At 40.4% G+C, this 17031-nt stretch carries 21 protein-coding genes; 9 read left to right on the top strand and 12 right to left on the bottom strand.

The window, feature by feature from the left end:
* Positions 1-142 precede the first annotated feature (142 nt).
* Both STYK_RS06135 and STYK_RS06140 read left to right on the top strand, forming a co-directional pair.
* Entirely contained in the window at positions 143-1861 is a 1719-nt protein-coding gene (locus STYK_RS06135; RefSeq protein WP_261804712.1) for a phospho-sugar mutase, read from the top strand.
* Positions 1862-1972: 111 nt separating this feature from the next.
* Positions 1973-2320 carry a thioredoxin gene (locus STYK_RS06140; RefSeq protein WP_023944304.1) on the top strand — a complete coding sequence of 116 codons (348 nt, stop codon included), beginning with the start codon at positions 1973-1975 and terminating at the stop codon, positions 2318-2320.
* 37 nt (positions 2321-2357) lie between these two features.
* Here STYK_RS06140 and STYK_RS06145 read toward each other — a convergent pair whose 3' ends face one another.
* The 11 genes from STYK_RS06145 to yjbM form a co-directional block, all read right to left on the bottom strand.
* Positions 2358-3131, bottom strand: coding sequence for a potassium channel family protein (locus tag STYK_RS06145; RefSeq protein ID WP_261804713.1), 774 nt, complete (start codon positions 3129-3131; stop codon positions 2358-2360).
* A gap of 45 nt (positions 3132-3176) precedes the next feature.
* On the bottom strand, positions 3177-3431 hold the full coding sequence (locus STYK_RS06150) for a type II toxin-antitoxin system RelE family toxin (RefSeq protein WP_191962389.1): 255 nt from the start codon (positions 3429-3431) through the stop codon (positions 3177-3179).
* 1 nt (position 3432) lies between these two features.
* Positions 3433-3675 (bottom strand): type II toxin-antitoxin system RelB family antitoxin, encoded by a 243-nt coding sequence (gene relB, locus STYK_RS06155; protein WP_000208079.1) that lies wholly within the window; start codon positions 3673-3675, stop codon positions 3433-3435.
* Positions 3676-3765: 90 nt separating this feature from the next.
* The gene (locus tag STYK_RS06160; protein WP_004254224.1) at positions 3766-4575 is read right to left on the bottom strand and encodes an MBL fold metallo-hydrolase; all 810 of its coding nucleotides are present in this window, start codon (positions 4573-4575) and stop codon (positions 3766-3768) included.
* Positions 4568-5926: a cell wall metabolism sensor histidine kinase VicK gene (vicK, locus tag STYK_RS06165; RefSeq protein ID WP_261804714.1), complete on the bottom strand. Its 1359-nt coding sequence runs from the start codon at positions 5924-5926 to the stop codon at positions 4568-4570. Before vicK ends, STYK_RS06160 begins: the two co-directional genes overlap by 8 nt.
* Complete coding sequence (gene yycF / locus STYK_RS06170; RefSeq protein WP_000722071.1) at positions 5919-6626, bottom strand: response regulator YycF; 708 nt, start codon at positions 6624-6626, stop codon at positions 5919-5921. The genes vicK and yycF overlap by 8 nt, the downstream gene beginning before the upstream one ends.
* Positions 6627-6680: 54 nt before the next feature.
* Positions 6681-7856 (bottom strand): A/G-specific adenine glycosylase, encoded by a 1176-nt coding sequence (gene mutY / locus STYK_RS06175; RefSeq protein WP_261804715.1) that lies wholly within the window; start codon positions 7854-7856, stop codon positions 6681-6683.
* Between the two features lie 188 nt (positions 7857-8044).
* Entirely contained in the window at positions 8045-9019 is a 975-nt protein-coding gene (pta, locus tag STYK_RS06180; RefSeq protein WP_000451571.1) for a phosphate acetyltransferase, read from the bottom strand.
* Positions 9020-9062: 43 nt separating this feature from the next.
* Positions 9063-9959, bottom strand: coding sequence for an RluA family pseudouridine synthase (locus STYK_RS06185; protein WP_261086611.1), 897 nt, complete (start codon positions 9957-9959; stop codon positions 9063-9065).
* Positions 9956-10774: an NAD kinase gene (locus STYK_RS06190; protein ID WP_033681742.1), complete on the bottom strand. Its 819-nt coding sequence runs from the start codon at positions 10772-10774 to the stop codon at positions 9956-9958. Before STYK_RS06190 ends, STYK_RS06185 begins: the two co-directional genes overlap by 4 nt.
* Complete coding sequence (gene yjbM / locus STYK_RS06195) at positions 10758-11429, bottom strand: GTP diphosphokinase (RefSeq protein ID WP_033687049.1); 672 nt, start codon at positions 11427-11429, stop codon at positions 10758-10760. The genes STYK_RS06190 and yjbM overlap by 17 nt, the downstream gene beginning before the upstream one ends.
* 128 nt (positions 11430-11557) lie before the next feature.
* Between yjbM and STYK_RS06200 the strand changes: the two genes are divergently transcribed.
* From STYK_RS06200 to STYK_RS06230, 7 genes are all read left to right on the top strand, one after another.
* Positions 11558-12127: a CYTH domain-containing protein gene (locus STYK_RS06200; protein WP_261086609.1), complete on the top strand. Its 570-nt coding sequence runs from the start codon at positions 11558-11560 to the stop codon at positions 12125-12127.
* A gap of 111 nt (positions 12128-12238) precedes the next feature.
* Positions 12239-13198, top strand: a complete 960-nt coding sequence (locus STYK_RS06205) for a ribose-phosphate diphosphokinase (protein WP_261804716.1) — start codon at positions 12239-12241, stop codon at positions 13196-13198.
* 9 nt (positions 13199-13207) lie between these two features.
* Positions 13208-14323: a cysteine desulfurase family protein gene (locus tag STYK_RS06210; RefSeq protein WP_261804717.1), complete on the top strand. Its 1116-nt coding sequence runs from the start codon at positions 13208-13210 to the stop codon at positions 14321-14323.
* Positions 14324-14327: 4 nt separating this feature from the next.
* Complete coding sequence (locus tag STYK_RS06215) at positions 14328-14675, top strand: DUF1831 domain-containing protein (RefSeq protein WP_000863540.1); 348 nt, start codon at positions 14328-14330, stop codon at positions 14673-14675.
* 7 nt (positions 14676-14682) lie between these two features.
* Positions 14683-14898: a DUF4649 family protein gene (locus STYK_RS06220; protein ID WP_000462493.1), complete on the top strand. Its 216-nt coding sequence runs from the start codon at positions 14683-14685 to the stop codon at positions 14896-14898.
* Positions 14899-14980: 82 nt separating this feature from the next.
* Positions 14981-15622: a redox-sensing transcriptional repressor Rex gene (locus STYK_RS06225; protein ID WP_000653403.1), complete on the top strand. Its 642-nt coding sequence runs from the start codon at positions 14981-14983 to the stop codon at positions 15620-15622.
* A 17-nt stretch (positions 15623-15639) separates the two neighbouring features.
* Positions 15640-16329, top strand: coding sequence for a gamma-glutamyl-gamma-aminobutyrate hydrolase family protein (locus STYK_RS06230; protein ID WP_138703516.1), 690 nt, complete (start codon positions 15640-15642; stop codon positions 16327-16329).
* On the opposite strand, the gene radC is transcribed toward STYK_RS06230, so the two are convergent.
* The gene (gene radC / locus STYK_RS06235; RefSeq protein ID WP_261804718.1) at positions 16326-17006 is read right to left on the bottom strand and encodes a RadC family protein; all 681 of its coding nucleotides are present in this window, start codon (positions 17004-17006) and stop codon (positions 16326-16328) included. The genes STYK_RS06230 and radC overlap by 4 nt on opposite strands.
* Positions 17007-17031 lie beyond the last annotated feature (25 nt).

Below are 17031 nucleotides of genomic sequence, written 5' to 3' on the forward strand. Positions count from 1 at the left end.
AGCATGTTTCCCTAAGGCATTCAAGACTTGATAAACCGGCACATGTCACCACTTTTATGTAAGTTATGCTAAGGTTTTACTAAAATGCTAAAAAATGCTATAATGTGAACGGTTAAAACAATTTACAAAAAGGAGAATTTTAATGTCTTACCAAGAAAATTACCAGAAATGGGTTGATTTTGCGGAGCTTCCTGACTACCTTCGTCAAGATTTGGAAAATATGGACGAAAAAACAAAGGAAGATGCCTTCTATACTAATCTTGAATTTGGTACTGCAGGTATGCGTGGCTTGATTGGCGCTGGTACAAACCGCATCAACATCTATGTTGTTCGTCAAGCTACTGAAGGATTGGCTCGTTTGATTGAGTCAAAAGGTGGAAACGAAAAAGAACGCGGTGTGGCAATCGCCTACGATAGCCGTCACTTCTCACCTGAGTTTGCCTTTGAGTCTGCAGCAGTTCTTGCTAAACACGGCATCAAATCTTACGTATTTGAAAGCCTTCGTCCAACTCCAGAACTATCATTTGCAGTTCGTCACCTCAACTGTTTCGCAGGTATCATGGTCACAGCTAGCCATAACCCTGCTCCATTTAACGGTTACAAGGTTTACGGTGAAGATGGTGGACAAATGCCTCCACACGACGCGGACGCTTTGACTACTTATATCCGTGCAATCGAAAATCCATTTGCAGTTGAAGTTGCTGATGTAGAAGCTGAAAAAGCTTCTGGCTTGATTGAAGTCATCGGCGAAGCTGTCGATGTAGAATACCTCAAAGAAGTTAAGGACGTTAACATCAACCCAGCCTTGATTGAAGAATTTGGTAAAGACATGAAGATTGTCTACACACCACTTCATGGTACTGGTGAAATGTTGGCTCGTCGTGCTCTTGCCCAAGCAGGATTTGACTCTGTTCAAGTCGTAGAAGCTCAAGCAACTGCCGACCCAGACTTCTCAACTGTAAAATCTCCAAACCCTGAAAGCCAAGCAGCCTTTGCACTTGCAGAAGAACTTGGTCGCCAAGTTGGTGCAGATGTGCTTGTTGCAACTGACCCAGACGCTGACCGTGTTGGTGTTGAAGTTCTACAAAAAGATGGTAGCTACCTCAACCTTTCAGGTAACCAAATCGGTGCTATCATGGCTAAATACATCTTGGAAGCCCACAAAAATGCTGGAACTCTTCCTGAAAATGCGGCTCTCTGCAAATCTATCGTATCAACTGACTTGGTAACAAAGATTGCTGAAAGCTACGGCGCAACCATGTTCAACGTTTTGACAGGTTTCAAATTTATCGCTGAAAAAATCCAAGAATTCGAAGAAAAACACAACCACACTTACATGATGGGATTTGAAGAAAGCTTCGGTTACTTGATTAAACCATTCGTACGTGATAAAGACGCTATCCAGGCCGTTCTTGTCGTTGCTGAACTTGCTGCCTACTACCGTTCACGTGGTTTGACTCTTGCTGACGGTATCGAAGAAATCTACAAAGAGTATGGCTACTATGCAGAAAAAACAATCTCTGTTACTCTTTCAGGTGTCGATGGTGCTGAGCAAATCAAAGCAATTATGGCTAAATTCCGCAACAATGCTCCAAAAGAATGGAATGCAACAGCTATCACTGTCGTAAAAGACTTCAAAGCCCAAACAGCTACTGCTGCTGACGGCACTGTTACAAACTTGACAACTCCTCCAAGTGATGTGTTGAAATACACACTTGCTGACGGTTCATGGATTGCCGTTCGCCCTTCAGGGACAGAACCAAAAATCAAGTTCTACATTGCAGTTGTAGGGGAAACAAACGAAGAATCACAAGCTAAGATTGCTAACATCGAAGCAGAAATCAATGCTTTTGTAAAATAAAATCCTATAAAAGATGAGACAAACCAATCTCATCTTTTTTTCGTATCAAATCTAAGCAATTTTAGAAACTTTATGGCATACTAGACTTATCAATGAAAGCGAGGTAATCTCATGGAACAATTTTTAGATAATATCAAAGACCTTGAAGTCACTACAGTTGCGCGTGCGCAAGAAGCTCTTGATAAAAAAGAAACTGCAACTTTCTTTATCGGTCGCAAAACTTGCCCTTACTGCCGTAAATTCGCAGGTACATTGGCAGGTGTCGTAGCTGAAACTAAAGCCCACATCTACTTCATCAATAGTGAAGAACCAAGCCAACTTAATGAATTGCAAGCATTCCGCTCACGCTACGGAATCCCAACTGTACCAGGCTTTGTTCACATTGCGGATGGACAAATCAATGTCCGTTGCGACTCTTCAATGTCAGCACAAGAAATCAAAGAATTTGCAGGATTGTAAAAAAGCCACTCATCGAGTGGTTTTTAAATGGTCAAAATTACCTTTTTTCAAGCAAATCTTGTATCATTCTATGTAGTTCTTCTATCTTCTCGGATTGTCTCTCTAGTAACATTCTCTGACTGGACAATTCATCTTGGAGTTTATCAAGTTTTATCTGTTCATCTGAATTATCTTTTACAAAAAAGTTCGTCAAGGCACTCGTTAACATTCCTATTGTTCCAATACCGACAAGCATCAGTAAAACTGCTAGCCATTTCCCAAAAAGTGAAATTGGAACAATATCACCATAACCAACAGTAGTTACTGTCACAAGAGCCCACCAAAGACTATCTGAGAAGGATTTCTCTTCAACTACAGATAAAATTGAACTTCCTACTAGCACAATAAAGATATTAACATACAAGATATAAATCAGGCCATTTGTCCGTAAGAGTTTGCTTACCTTCTTTTCCAGCTTGCCAGTTAATCCAACGATTCTTAAAAGACGAGTCAGTTTCAGTAATTTTGTCAGCCTTGCTAGGCGAAAGATACGTCCTAATCGAAACACTGTAAAAATAGCATTTAAAGGCAGGATAGCTAGCAGATCAAAGATATTTTCAATTATGAATCGCCATTTCTCTTTACTTAAAAAGAACCGCCAGCCATAATCTACCACAAAAACACCCCAAAGTTGTAAGTCAATAATACTGTATGGAGGACTGTCTAAATCAATCATCTCAGCAAATCCAAGTAATACCAGAATAACAGAGATTAAAGCAAGTAAAATAATTGTTGTATCATAATAATCTGCAAAAAACCATTTTTTCTTCAAATTTTACTCTCCTCACTTTCTATACTGTTATTACTCAACTTTAATTCAATAAATATCTCTCCGATGACCAACTTCTAAAGTAGCAATGACTACTTCATCATCTACAATTTGTACGATAACTCGATAATTACCAATTCTATAGCGCCATTGACCAACGCGATTACCAACCAAAGCCTTTCCGTGTCGTCTCGGGTCTTCCAAAACATTGGTTTGTAAATAGTTTGTAATTAGCTTCTGCGTATAACGATCCAATTTTTTCAATTGCTTGATGAAACGTCTTGTTGGAACTAATTTATACAAATTATTCATCCTCCAAGCCTAAATCATGCATCATTTCTTCCCAAGTAATGGGTTCAACTCCTTTTTCCAAGTCTTCTAAATACTCTTGATAGGCTAAATCTGCCACACGAGCATCGTATTCATCTTCTAGAGCTTCAAGAGTTTTGGTGCGGATAAGTTCCGACAGGGAAACTCCTTCAAACTTAGCCATTGCTTTCATAAATGTTTTATCAGCTTCAGAAACTTTTAATGTAATAGTAGTCATCTTTTGCACTCCCTTTTTTAATAGTAACACCATTGTATTACTTTTTAGGTGTTCAGTCAATATAAAAAGAACACCTTCTTAGCGTTCTCTCTATATATCTGTCAATGGTGTTGCTGTATCTGGTGAAGTATCATATACTTTAAAGTCTATTCCAACTCCCAAATCAGCTTGCGCCAGCTGATTGACCATGGTCATGTGAGCCAGTTCCTTGATATTGTTTTCCTTAGACAAGTGACCAAGATAGATTTTCTTAGTGCGATTTCCTAGCGTCCGAATCATAGCTTCAGCACCGTCCTCGTTAGAAAGGTGACCCAGATCCGATAGGATTCGTTGTTTGAGTCGCCAAGCGTAAGAACCTGCTCGCAAAATCTCTACATCATGGTTGGACTCGATAAGATAGCCATCTGCATTCTCGACAATTCCTGCCATACGGTCACTAACATAACCTGTATCTGTCAAAAGGACAAAACTCTTGTCATCCTTCATAAAGCGATAGAACTGCGGTGCGACCGCATCATGGCTAACACCAAAACTCTCAATATCAATATCTCCAAATGTTTTGGTTTTGCCCATTTCAAAAATATGCTTTTGCGAGGCATCCACCTTGCCAAGATACTTGCTATTTTCCATAGCCTGCCAGGTCTTTTCATTGGCGTACAAATCCATACCATACTTGCGAGCCAAAACACCCACTCCATGAATATGGTCAGAATGCTCATGCGTAATCAAGATGGCATCCAAGTCCTCTGGTTTGCGATTTATTTCAGCAAGTAAGCTGGTAATTTTCTTGCCCGACAAGCCTGCATCCACTAAAAGTTTCTTTTTTGGGGTTTCCAGATAAAAGGAATTTCCACTGGAACCCGACGCTAAAATACTGTATTTAAAGCCTGTTTCACTCATTCTGGTCTTCTATTTCGTCCTCCCATACTTCTTCCTTCACTGCATCCTTATCATAAGGGAGCACAATTGTGAAAGTTGATCCCTTACCGTATTCACTCTTGGCCCAAATAAAGCCATTATGCTGTTTGATAATTTCCTTAGCAATAGACAGTCCCAGACCTGTTCCACCTTGGGCACGACTTCTAGCACGATCCACACGATAAAAACGGTCAAAGATACGTGGTAAATCCTGCTTAGGAATACCCAAGCCTTGGTCTGAGATAGATAAAATCATCTGATCATCAGTTGTCTTCATTGTCACTTTAATTTTACCACCATCTGGTGAATACTTGATGGCATTGTTGAGAATATTATCAATCACCTGCGTCATCTTGTCTGTATCAATTTCAATCCAGACAGAGGTAATCGGATAATCTCTAACCAATTCATATTTCTTCTCTTCGTCTGGTCCCCTCATCTTATCAAAACGGTTAAGAATAAAGGTAATAAAGGCAGTGAAGTTAATCAGTTCCACATCCAGATGACTGGTCGCATTGTCAATTCGAGAGAGATGGAGGAGGTCAGTTACCATGCGCATCATACGATTGGTTTCGTCTAGAGATACCTTAATAAAGTCTGGTGCAACAGGTTCTGACAAGGCTCCCTCATCCAAAGCTTCAAGATAGGATTTTACACTAGTCAGTGGAGTCCGTAACTCATGACTAACGTTAGAAACAAAGAGTCTCCGTTCGCGCTCTTCCTTCTCTTGCTCCGTTGTATCATGCAGAACGGCAACCAGACCTGAGATAAAGCCAGATTCTCGACGGACCAAGGCAAAGCGTACACGAAGGCTCAGATATTCACCATTGTCATCCTGAGAATCAATCATGAGTTCAGGAATCTGCGTAATCAAATCACGAAGTTCATACTCATCTTCAATCTTAAGCAATTCTAGAATACTTTTATTGAGAACCTCTTCTTTCTGAACACCTAGCTGTTTCTTAGCCATGTCATTAATCATAGTAATCTTGCCACGACGATTGGTCGCAAGGACTCCATCCGTCATGTAAGACAGGATACTATGTAATCGTTTACTCTCTTGTTCCAGATTTTCTTGAGTCAAACGGATTACTTCTGATAAATCATTGAGATTATTGGTAATATTAGTGATTTCAGAGCTTCCCTGCATATCCAATACCTGAGAATAATCTCCTGCAATCAAATCTTTGACTTTTTGATTAATTTGCTTCAACCGAATATTATCTCGCCGATTTTCTAGCAAAAGCAAGGTAACAATCAAGATAAAACCCAATAAAATTAAAATGAAGATAAAATCACTAGTAAGAATATTTTTTCTAATCAATTCAATCATTATTTCTCATATAATAACCAACACCACGACGTGTTAGGATATACTCTGGACGACTAGGTGTATCTTCAATCTTCTCGCGCAAACGTCTGATAGTTACGTCAACTGTTCGAACATCTCCGAAATAATCATAACCCCAGACCGTTTCAAGCAAGTGTTCACGCGTAATTACTTGACCGATATGAGAAGCCAAGTGATACAAAAGCTCAAATTCACGGTGAGTTAAGTCTAGTTCTTCACCGTATTTCTTAGCAACATAGGCATCTGGAACAATCTCTAAGTCCCCAATTTGCAAGGGTTGAGTTTTATTTTCATCTGATTCTTGATTATCTACAGAAGCCAAGTCCGTGCGACGAAGGAGAGCTTTAACACGCGCCTGCAACTCACGATTTGAGAAGGGTTTTGTCACATAGTCATCCGCCCCAAGCTCTAAACCGATAACCTTATCAAATTCGCTATCCTTAGCTGACAGCATGATAATAGGCACACTACTAGTCTTCCGAATAGTCTTCGCAACTTCTAAGCCATCAATTTCTGGAAGCATCAAGTCCAAAATAATAATATCTGGTTGCTCTGCTTCAAATTGTTCTAGCGCTTCACGACCGTTAAAAGCAGTTACAACCTCGTAACCTTCCTTGGTCATATTAAACTTGATAATATCCGAGATTGGTTTTTCATCATCTACAATTAATATTTTTTTCATTTGTTCACCTTTTTCTCTACTATTATATCAAAAAATAGCAAGAAGACACAATAGCTAGTCTTTGCTACTGTCTAAGTTGGCTTGTGCATAAGACTGCCAGATTTTTTGTTGGGGTTTAGCAAGTGGAACATCCTTAAACTCTTCTGGTGAAAGCCAGCGAACTTCCCTATCTGAAAAGTCATAGTAGTCACTTACCTGGCCTGCTACAATTTGAACATGCCACTTGCGATGACTAAAGACATGCTTGACAGTCTCAAAACAAACATCAAGCCAATCAACATCTAAGTCATAGTCCTGCTGAAAACTCTCCTCTGGACTGGGGCCAAAATTCACACTTTCTTCTGCAACCTGATGAAAGAGGTCAAACTGCTCTTCTTGCGAAAAGTTATCAACTTCTATCAAGGGGAAATGCCAAAAACCTGCCAATAGCTTTTCACTTTCATTTTTTTCAAGTAAAAACTGTCCTTGAGTATTTTTGACCACCAAGGCTTTAAGATAAATTGGAACAGGCTTTTTCTTGGGAGTCTTGATTGGATAACGGTCCATTGTACCATTCTGATATGCCGCACTAAAGTCCTTAACTGGGCTTTCTTCTGGTCTGGGATTTACTGGCGCCTCAATATCTGAGCCTAAGTCCATCAAAGCTTGATTAAAGTCACCAGGTCTTTCTGGGTCAATCAGGATTTCCATCATTGCCTGAAAAATTTTTCGATTACTTGAAATCCCAATATCGTGGTTGACTTCAAATAGACGCGCCAAAACACGCATGACATTACCATCTACAGCTGGCTCAGGCAAGTTAAAAGCAATACTGGAAATGGCTCCTGCTGTATAAGGACCAATCCCTTTCAAGCTGGAAATTCCTTCATAGGTATTTGGAAATTGACCACCAACGTCAGTCATAATCTGCTGGGCTGCAGCCTGCATATTACGAACTCGAGAATAATAACCCAAACCTTCCCAAGCCTTTAACAAACGCTCTTCAGGGGCAGTTGCCAAACTTTCCACTGTTGGAAACCAGTCCAAGAATCGTTCATAATAAGGAATAACCGTATCCACCCTGGTTTGCTGGAGCATAATTTCAGACACCCAGATATGATAAGGATTTTTACTTCTCCTCCAAGGTAAATCTCTTTTGTTTTCATCATACCAGGCAAGAAGTTTCTCACGGAAAGAAATGATCTTCTCCTCCGGCCACATGACGATACCGTATTCTTTCAAATCTAACATATCTCTAGTATAACACAGAAGATTCTAACTGTCCTTTTCCTAGTATTAGTACTCTTCGAAAATCAAATTCAAACCACGTCAACGTCGCCTTGCCGTACTCAAGTACAGCCTGCGGCTAGTTTCCTAGTTTGCTCTTTGATTTTCATTGAGTATAAAAAGCCTCTTCCCAAAGGAAAGAGGACTAAATCTTATTGATGAACAGCTTGGGCTGCTGTGATAAGGGTCAACTTGTAAACATCATCTGCATTACATCCACGAGAAAGGTCGTTAACTGGCTTGTTCAAACCTTGCAAAACAGGTCCTACAGCCGCAAAGCCACCAAGGCGTTCTGCCATCTTGTAACCGATATTTCCTGCCTCGATACCTGGGAAGATGAAGACATTTGCTTGACCAGCTACTGTACTTCCAGGAGCTTTCAGAGCTGCAGTTTCTGGAACGAAGGCTGCATCAAATTGCAATTCCCCATCGATTTCAAGGTCAGGACGCAAGTCGTGAGCAATTTTAGTTGCCTCAACAACCTTATCAACGCTTTCTCCAAATCCTGAACCTTTAGTAGAATAGCTTAGCATAGCAATTTTAGGCTCGATTCCAAACATCTTAGCTGTAATTGCTGAGTTGATGGCAATTTCAGCCAAAGCTTCCGCGTCTGGATTGATATTGATGGCACAGTCCCCAAAGAGGTAACGCTCCGTACCACGAACCATGAGGAAGGCACCTGAAGTACGAGTTACATTTGGACGAGTTTTAATGATTTGCAGGGCTGGACGTACTGTTGAAGCTGTTGAGTGAATAGCTCCAGACACCATTCCATCAACCAAGCCCAAGTAAACCAACATAACACCAAAATAGTTGACATCTTCAACCAAAACCTTGCGTGCATCTTCTTCAGACATTTTGCCCTTGCGACGTTCTACCAAGGCAGCAACCATTTCTTCAAATTTATCGTAGTGTTGAGGATCAATGACTTCATAACCGTCCTCAATCCCTTCAATTTCAAGATAAATTTTAATTTTTTCAGGATTTCCAAGCAAAACAGGAATCACTTCTGTTTCTTTTACCAGGCGTTTAGTCGCTTGAAGAATACGAGGTTCTTCCCCTTCAGGGAGAACGATACGAGCATTTTTACCAACTAAGTTGGCTTTGAGACTTTCAAAAACTTCCATGAGTTTTCTCCTTTAAGATAATAATTATACTCTGAAACAATTTTTATAGAGTATTAGTTGATAACTGGGTAATAAGGTTACTGAAATCATCCGGCAAGGGACTTTCTAACTGCAAGTCTTGCTCTAGAAAAGGATGATAAAAGGATAGGTAATGGCAATGTAGGGCTTGGCGCTGAATTCCATCATCTAGACTACCACCGTACAAGTCATCTCCCAACAAAGGAAAACCAATATGAGAAAAGTGGACTCGGATTTGGTGGGTTCGCCCAGTGTGCAGGCGAATATCGACTAAGTGAATATTTCCATAAGAAGCTACAATCTTGTAAGAAGTATGAGCATACTTTCCACCTTTAGCTACACGTCTGGTAATAATGGAGTCTTCATCACGCGCAATCGGGGCAATAATTTCCCCCTCTGACTCCAAGTATCCTTCACCTTTAACCAAAGCAAAGTAGCGTTTCTCGATAGATTTTTTCTGCAACTGCTTGTCTAGTCGTGCATGGGCATAGCCGTGCTTGGCAAAGAGCATCAAGCCAGAAGTGTCCCTATCGAGCCTAGTCACAATGTGAACCTGCTGATTTTCATAGTTTTGCTTGACATAGTAACCCTTAATAAAATTGGCAATGGTATTGGAGTGATTGACACTAGGAATAGAAGCAACTCCATAGGGTTTATTCAAGACTAGAAAATGATCATCCTCAAAGAGAATATCCAGTGGGCGCTCGATAGCTTCTAGAGTTTCAAAGCCTTCCTCAGCGGGAATATCAATGATAACGCGGTCTCCAATATCCAATAGATAAGTTGCATTTTGTGGTTGATCATTAACCAGAATAGCTCCGCCTCGAAACTTAATCTTAGCTAGCAGCCCCTTAGAAACCTCGTGCTTTTTTAAAAAGGTCTTAACCTTGACATGTTCATCTGCGATAAATTCAAACCTCATTCATCCACCTCGCCGATAAATGCATCCTTAACACGATTCCAGAAACTGGTGTGGCTCGGTGACGCGACAAAGTGAATCTTATGATGGTCAATTTGATACTCAATACGCTCAATATTGCGGAAGGAATAAACGCTATTGTCAACCGAAATGGTATGGTAATCGTTTCGCGTTGGAATGAGTTCAATCTTATCCTTCTTTGGAACAATAATGGACGAACCCAGCGTTCGATAGACACGATTATTAAGGCTGGCAATTTCCGTTAATTGCAAAGCTTCAATGGTTGGGTGTAAAACAGCTCCACCAAGCGACTTGTTATAGGCTGTACTACCAGTCGGTGTCGAAACTGTTAGCCCATCTCCACGAAAACGTTCAAAGTGGACACCGTTAATCACAACGTCCGCCACCATGGTTCGATCAGACCTGCGGATACTGGCTTCATTTAGTGCTCTAAAAATCTTCACTTCACCATTTTCAAGAAAGACCTTCACATTTAGAACAGGGTATGATACCTTTGCACCAGTATCTAGCTGCAAATTAGTCACTAGCTTATCCAACTCAAAATCACGGTAGTCCGTATAGAAGCCCAAATGTCCAGTGTGAACACCAATGAAGCGGACCTTGTCAAGCTGGTTTTCGTACTTATGAAAGGCCGACAAGAGCATACCATCCCCACCAATGGAGATGACAATGTCCGGATTGGTATCATTGAGTATAAACTGGTTTCTCTTCAAACGATCTCGCAATTCATACAAAACCCTTTGACTTTGCGGTTTTCTATTAGCTATCAGGTCAATTCGTTTACCTGTATTCTTCATCTGTATCGTCACTGTTTCCTACACCGTCATTTAATTTTCTACTCAAAGGATCAAAAAGAGCCTGGGCTTCCTGGATATCATCTCGAATTTTACCCATTTCTTCATCCAACTGATGGGCAATTTTGGCAGTAATTTCCAGTCTCTTTTTAATTTCCTCTGGGAAATCCCCTTGGTACTTGTAGTTGAGAGAATGTTCTATCGTTGCCCAGAAATTCATGGCCAAAGTACGAATTTGAATTTCCGCCAAAATGGTCTTGGCTCCATTGATGGTGTCAACCATATATTCTACTACCACATGATAGGAACGGTAGCCTGAAGCCTTTCGATGAGTAATGTAATCTCGCTCTTGTACAATCCGCATATCCTGACGCTTGCGCAAAATAGCCACAACTTCTTGGACGTCATCTACAAACTGGACCATCACACGCAAACCAGCAATATCCTGTAAATCGTGTTCCAAGGTCGCATAAGTAATACCACGTCGAGCCATTTTTTCCTTGATACTTTCAATTGGCTTGACTCGACCAGTCACAAACTCAATCGGAGAATGCTTATTTTGCTTACGATATTGCTTACGAATACCACGTAGTTTAATCTTTAACTCACCAACAGCTTGAATGTAAGGATCTAGAAATTCTTCCCATTCTAAGGTCATATATTCTCCCTTGTTCCCATATTATCCTTCAAAAATATCTTTGATTTTTTCTCCAGATTCATATACAATAAATACAAAGCTATTATATCATATAATCCGCTTTCAACGATAAAGAAAAGGTAAGAAAATTGAAACATTTAGAAATTGAATTGAAAACACTCTTGAAAAAAGATGAATATGATCGTCTAAAAGACCAGTTCACAGGTGTCACTCCTGTTCTTCAAAAAAATTACTACATAGACACACCTGATTTTGAACTGCGAGAAAAGAAAGTTGCTATGCGCATTCGAACCTTTGAAGACTGGGCAGAATTGACACTCAAAGTCCCGCAAAGTGTTGGAAACATGGAATACAATCAAAAATTGCAACTAAAAGATGCTGAAAACTACCTGAGCAAGGAAGAACTTCCTCAAGGACTAGTACTGGATGAATTGGCGAAACATGGTATTAAAACTAGTGAATGGCAGATTCTTGGTTGTCTAACGACACTTCGCTATGAAATGCAATCAGCTATTGGTCTCATGGCGCTGGATGAAAGTCAGTACTTTGATATTACAGATTACGAATTAGAGCTTGAAGTTGAAAATCACGAGCAAGGGAAACAGGATTTCCAACAATTTTTAGAGGAAAATCAGATTGATTATCAAAAAGCTCCCTCAAAATTGGTCCGATTTGTCAAAAGCATGAAAAATAGCTGAAATAATCTCTATTTTTTGGTAGAATAGAAAAGATAAAATACAAAAATCCCAGTTCATATAGGCTAGGCAGATATTACTAGGATTTAAAAAGTTTACAGAGGACGGTCTATAATGTCAGATAGAAAAAACATGAAACTTTTCGCACTCAACTCTAACCAAGAGATTGCACAGAAAATTGCTCAAGCTGTTGGTGTCCCACTTGGAAAACTATCATCACGTCAATTTTCAGACGGAGAAATCCAAGTAAATATCGAAGAAAGTGTCCGTGGTTATGATGTGTACATCATCCAATCAACAAGTTTCCCTGTTAACAACCACCTAATGGAATTGTTAATCATGGTTGATGCTTGTGTGCGCGCAAGTGCCCACAGTATCAACGTTGTCCTTCCATATTTTGGCTATGCACGTCAAGACCGCATCGCTTCACCTCGTGAGCCACTTACAGCGAAACTTGTTGCTAATATGCTGGTTAAAGCTGGTGTTGATCGCATCCTTACACTTGATTTACATGCCGTTCAGGTTCAAGGCTTCTTTGATATTCCTGTTGACAACCTCTTCACAGTTCCCCTATTTGCAAAACATTATTGCGATAAGGGCTTACTTGGCTCAGATGTTGTTGTTGTTAGCCCTAAAAATTCAGGGGTAAAACGTGCCCGTAGCTTGGCTGAATATCTTGATGCTCCTATCGCCATTATCGACTACCCTCAAGACGATGCAACTCGCAACGAAGGCTATATCATCGGTGATGTTGAAGGTAAAAAAGCCATCTTGATTGATGATATTTTAAATACAGGACGTACCTTCTCTGAAGCTGCTAAAATCGTTGAACGTGAAGGGGCTACAGAAATTTATGCTGTTTCTAGCCACGGCCTCTTCGTCGAAGGAGCTGCTGAACTTCTTGACAATACTAATATTAAGGAAATTCTTGTGACTGATTCAGTAGCAACAAAAGAAAAAACTCCTAAAAACGTATGCTACATCACTGCTAGTAAGTTAATTGGTGATGCTATCGTCCGTATCCACGAAAGAAAACCAGTCAGCCCACTCTTTGCCTACAACAAAAAGAAATAAGGTGATTCTTTGATTTATTTGGACAATGCTGCAACGACTCCCATGTCAGCAGTTGCTATTTCAGCGATGACCAAGGTTATGCAAGAAACCCACGGAAACCCTTCTAGTATTCATGGGCATGGTCGTCAAGCTGGCAAACTCTTGCGAGAAGCCCGCCAGGAACTAGCTCAGTTACTGGGGACAAAACCTCAACATATCTTTTTCACTTCTGGTGGAACCGAAGGCAACAATACTGCTATCATTGGTTACTGCCTTCGTCACCAAGAACAAGGAAAACATATTATCACAACTGCTATTGAGCACCATGCTGTCCTTGAAACCATTGATTACTTGGTTCAACACTTTGGGTTTGAAGCAACCATTATCCAGCCAGAAAATCAAGAAATCACCGCCCAGCAAATTCAAGAGGCCTTACGTGACGATACGATTTTGGTTTCTACCATGTTTGCCAATAATGAGACTGGAAACCTACTGCCCATTGCTGAAATTGGCCAAATACTCAAGCAACACCCAGCCGCCTATCATGTCGATGCAGTTCAGGCTATTGGTAAAATCCCTATACACCCAGAAGAATTGGGCATTGATTTTCTCACTGCTTCTGCCCACAAGTTCCATGGTCCTAAGGGAATCGGTTTTCTCTACGCATCTAGCATGGATTTTGATTCCTATCTTCATGGCGGAGACCAAGAACAGAAAAAACGAGCCGGAACTGAAAATCTAGCTGCCATCGTGGGTATGGTTGCAGCCCTAAAAGAAGACCTAGAAAAACAGGAAGAACATTTCCAACATGTACAAAATCTAGAAACTGCCTTTCTTGCAGAGCTAGAAGGAATTCAGTATTACGTGAATAGAGGACAACATCATCTCCCTTATGTTCTCAATATTGGATTTCCTGATCAGAAAAATGACCTTTTACTCCTTCGGCTAGATTTGGCTGGAATTTCTATCTCTACTGGCTCAGCCTGTACGGCAGGCATTGTCCAATCCAGCCATGTTCTTGAAGCCATGTACAGGGCAAATTCAGAACGCTTGAAGGAATCCGTTCGTATCAGTTTGTCGCCACAAAATACTGTTGAAGACCTACAAACCCTCGCAAAAACCTTAAAAGAAATTATCGGAGGTTAGCCATATGGCATTTGAAAAAACCATTCAGTTAAAAAATTGTCGTTACGACTACACTCTTAGCCCTTCTGTTAAAAAATTCACCCTCAAAGATAACACCTTTTTTGAGACTAAGGTTGGTAACTATGAATTGACTCGCCTTTTGGAAAAAGTGCCAAACAGCGGTGAAGGCTTCCAACTCAAAATCATCATTAACAAGGAACTTACAGGGGCTAAAATCAATATCACTGACAAGTTTGGTCTTCGTCTAGTTGATATTTTCAAATCAGAAGACCACCACATTCATCAGGAAAAATTCTACTTCCTCATGGATAGCTTGGTAGAACGTGGTGTCTTTACAAAATCAGAAAGATAGGTCCCATATGTTTGAATTGACCTATAAGGACAGCTATCATGTAGAGCGTACACTCAAGTATGAGGATTATGAAGCTCTCATGCTGGCTTTGTCAGGATGTGTGACCCTGCCAGATACACTTTATGTAACTTCTCTGACTTTTAATAGCCAGAAAATTTATCAGGGTCTGGTCGGAGACCTCTACCGTTTTCTATCACATACAGACTTTTTACATCAAAACTAAGATTTTTCTTAGTTTTTTCTTGTTTTTGTTGATTTTTTCACAATGTTTCTATAAAATAGAAGAATAGAAAGGTTGTGATTTTGTGAAAGATAAACAGTTTGCTATTCCAAAAGCTACAGCGAAAAGACTCTCTCTCTACTATCGAATTTTTAAGAGATTTCATGCAGAAAAGATTGAACGTGCCAACTCTAAGCAAATTGCAGAGGCTATCGGTATTGATTCAGCGACCGTACGTCGTGATTTTTCCTATTTTGGTGAACTAGGTCGTCGTGGTTTTGGCTATGATGTCAAAAAACTCATGACGTTTTTTGCCGATTTACTCAATGATAACTCTATCACCAATGTCATGCTGGTTGGTATTGGAAATATGGGCCATGCCCTTCTCCACTATCGCTTCCACGAACGTAACAAGATGAAGATTATCATGGCCTTTGACCTAGATGACCATCCTGAAGTCGGTACCCAAACTCCTGACGGGATTCCCATTTACGGAATTTCTCAAATCAAGGATAAAATCAAGGATGCCGATGTCAAGACTGCTATCCTGACCGTTCCCAGTGTTAAGTCACAAGAGGTTGCTAATCTCTTGGTAGATGCTGGTGTGAAAGGAATTCTTAGTTTTTCACCAGTCCATCTGCATTTACCAAAAGATGTGGTCGTTCAGTATGTCGATTTGACAAGTGAACTCCAAACCCTCCTCTACTTCATGCGAAAAGAGGATTAGAAAGCGAAAATCATTTTATGAAAAAACCAGTTATTGGGATAACAGGAAACGAAAAAACTCATCCAGATGATGACATCATGATGAGCTACGCAGCAAAAGGCTTTGTGGAAGGCGTTAAAGACGCTGGAGGGATTCCCATCATCCTACCGATTGGTGATCAAGAAATGGCCTGCCACTATATCAGTATGATTGACAAGCTCATCTTGACAGGTGGGCAAAATGTTGATCCAAAATTCTATGGTGAACCAAAAACAATTGATAGCGATGACTACCACCTTCAAAGAGATATCTTCGAACTGGCCCTCATCAAGGAAGCTATTAAACAGAAAAAGCCAATTTTTTCTGTCTGCCGTGGTACCCAACTCTTTAACGTTGCCATGGGTGGAACTTTGTACCAAGATATAGAAGACCATTGGCAGGATTGTTCTGCCGAATACACAACTCAACGCTTGGTGACAGAACCTGATACTGTTCTCCGAGAAATCTATGGAGAAATTTCCCATATCAACTCCTTCCACCATCAGAGCATCAAGGATTTAGCACCAAATTTAAAGATTGCGGCTCATGATCCTAAAGATGGTATCATTGAAGCTGTCATGAGTACGGATGATGTTGCCTTTCTCGGTGTCCAATGGCACCCAGAGTTTCTTTTTGAAAATCGTCCCAAAGATAAAAACCTCTTTGACTATATCGTTAATGAACTTTAGATTAAATCTGTCTTTTCACGATAGCTAAAATAACTGGAGTGAGAGACAATCAAATGGTCCAAGAGGACAATTCCCATCAGATCGCAGGCTTCTTTAACAAGTTTAGTGACATGATCATCATTTCGGCTAGGGGCTACCGCTCCTGAGGGATGATTGTGGACCAAAATGAGTGAAGTCGCCATATGCTTAATAGCATAATGAAGAATCTCCCTAGGTTCAGCTATACTGCGAGTTGCAGAACCGATAAAAATGGTCTGTTGATGAATGATTTGATTTTGAGTATTGAGATAGAGCGCCACCAGGTGCTCTTGTTTTTTGTCCCCCAATTCCTGCTGCATCTTCTTGGCCAACTTTTGGCTACTGAGAATACTTTCCATCTCAAGGGTCTCATGTTTATGAATACGATGGCCCAGTTCAATCATAGCTTGTAATTCTATGGCCTTAACACGGCCGATACCAGACAGACTCTGCAATTCCTGCAGGGTCATTTTTTTCAAATCCGTTAGGTTTGAAAGATTGTTCAAGGCTTTCTGGGCAATTTCAAAAACACTAGCTTGACGTGTTCCTGTCCTGAGTAAAATAGCTAGTAACTCTTGATTACTGAGCGCTTCAACTCCTTCCTTGGCCAGTCTTTCTCTTGGTAATAGTGAATCTTCTTGGAATGAAATACTGTACATAAAAATCCTCCTCACTTTATTATTC

Source organism: Streptococcus toyakuensis (assembly GCF_024346585.1).
GTDB lineage: Bacteria > Bacillota > Bacilli > Lactobacillales > Streptococcaceae > Streptococcus > Streptococcus toyakuensis.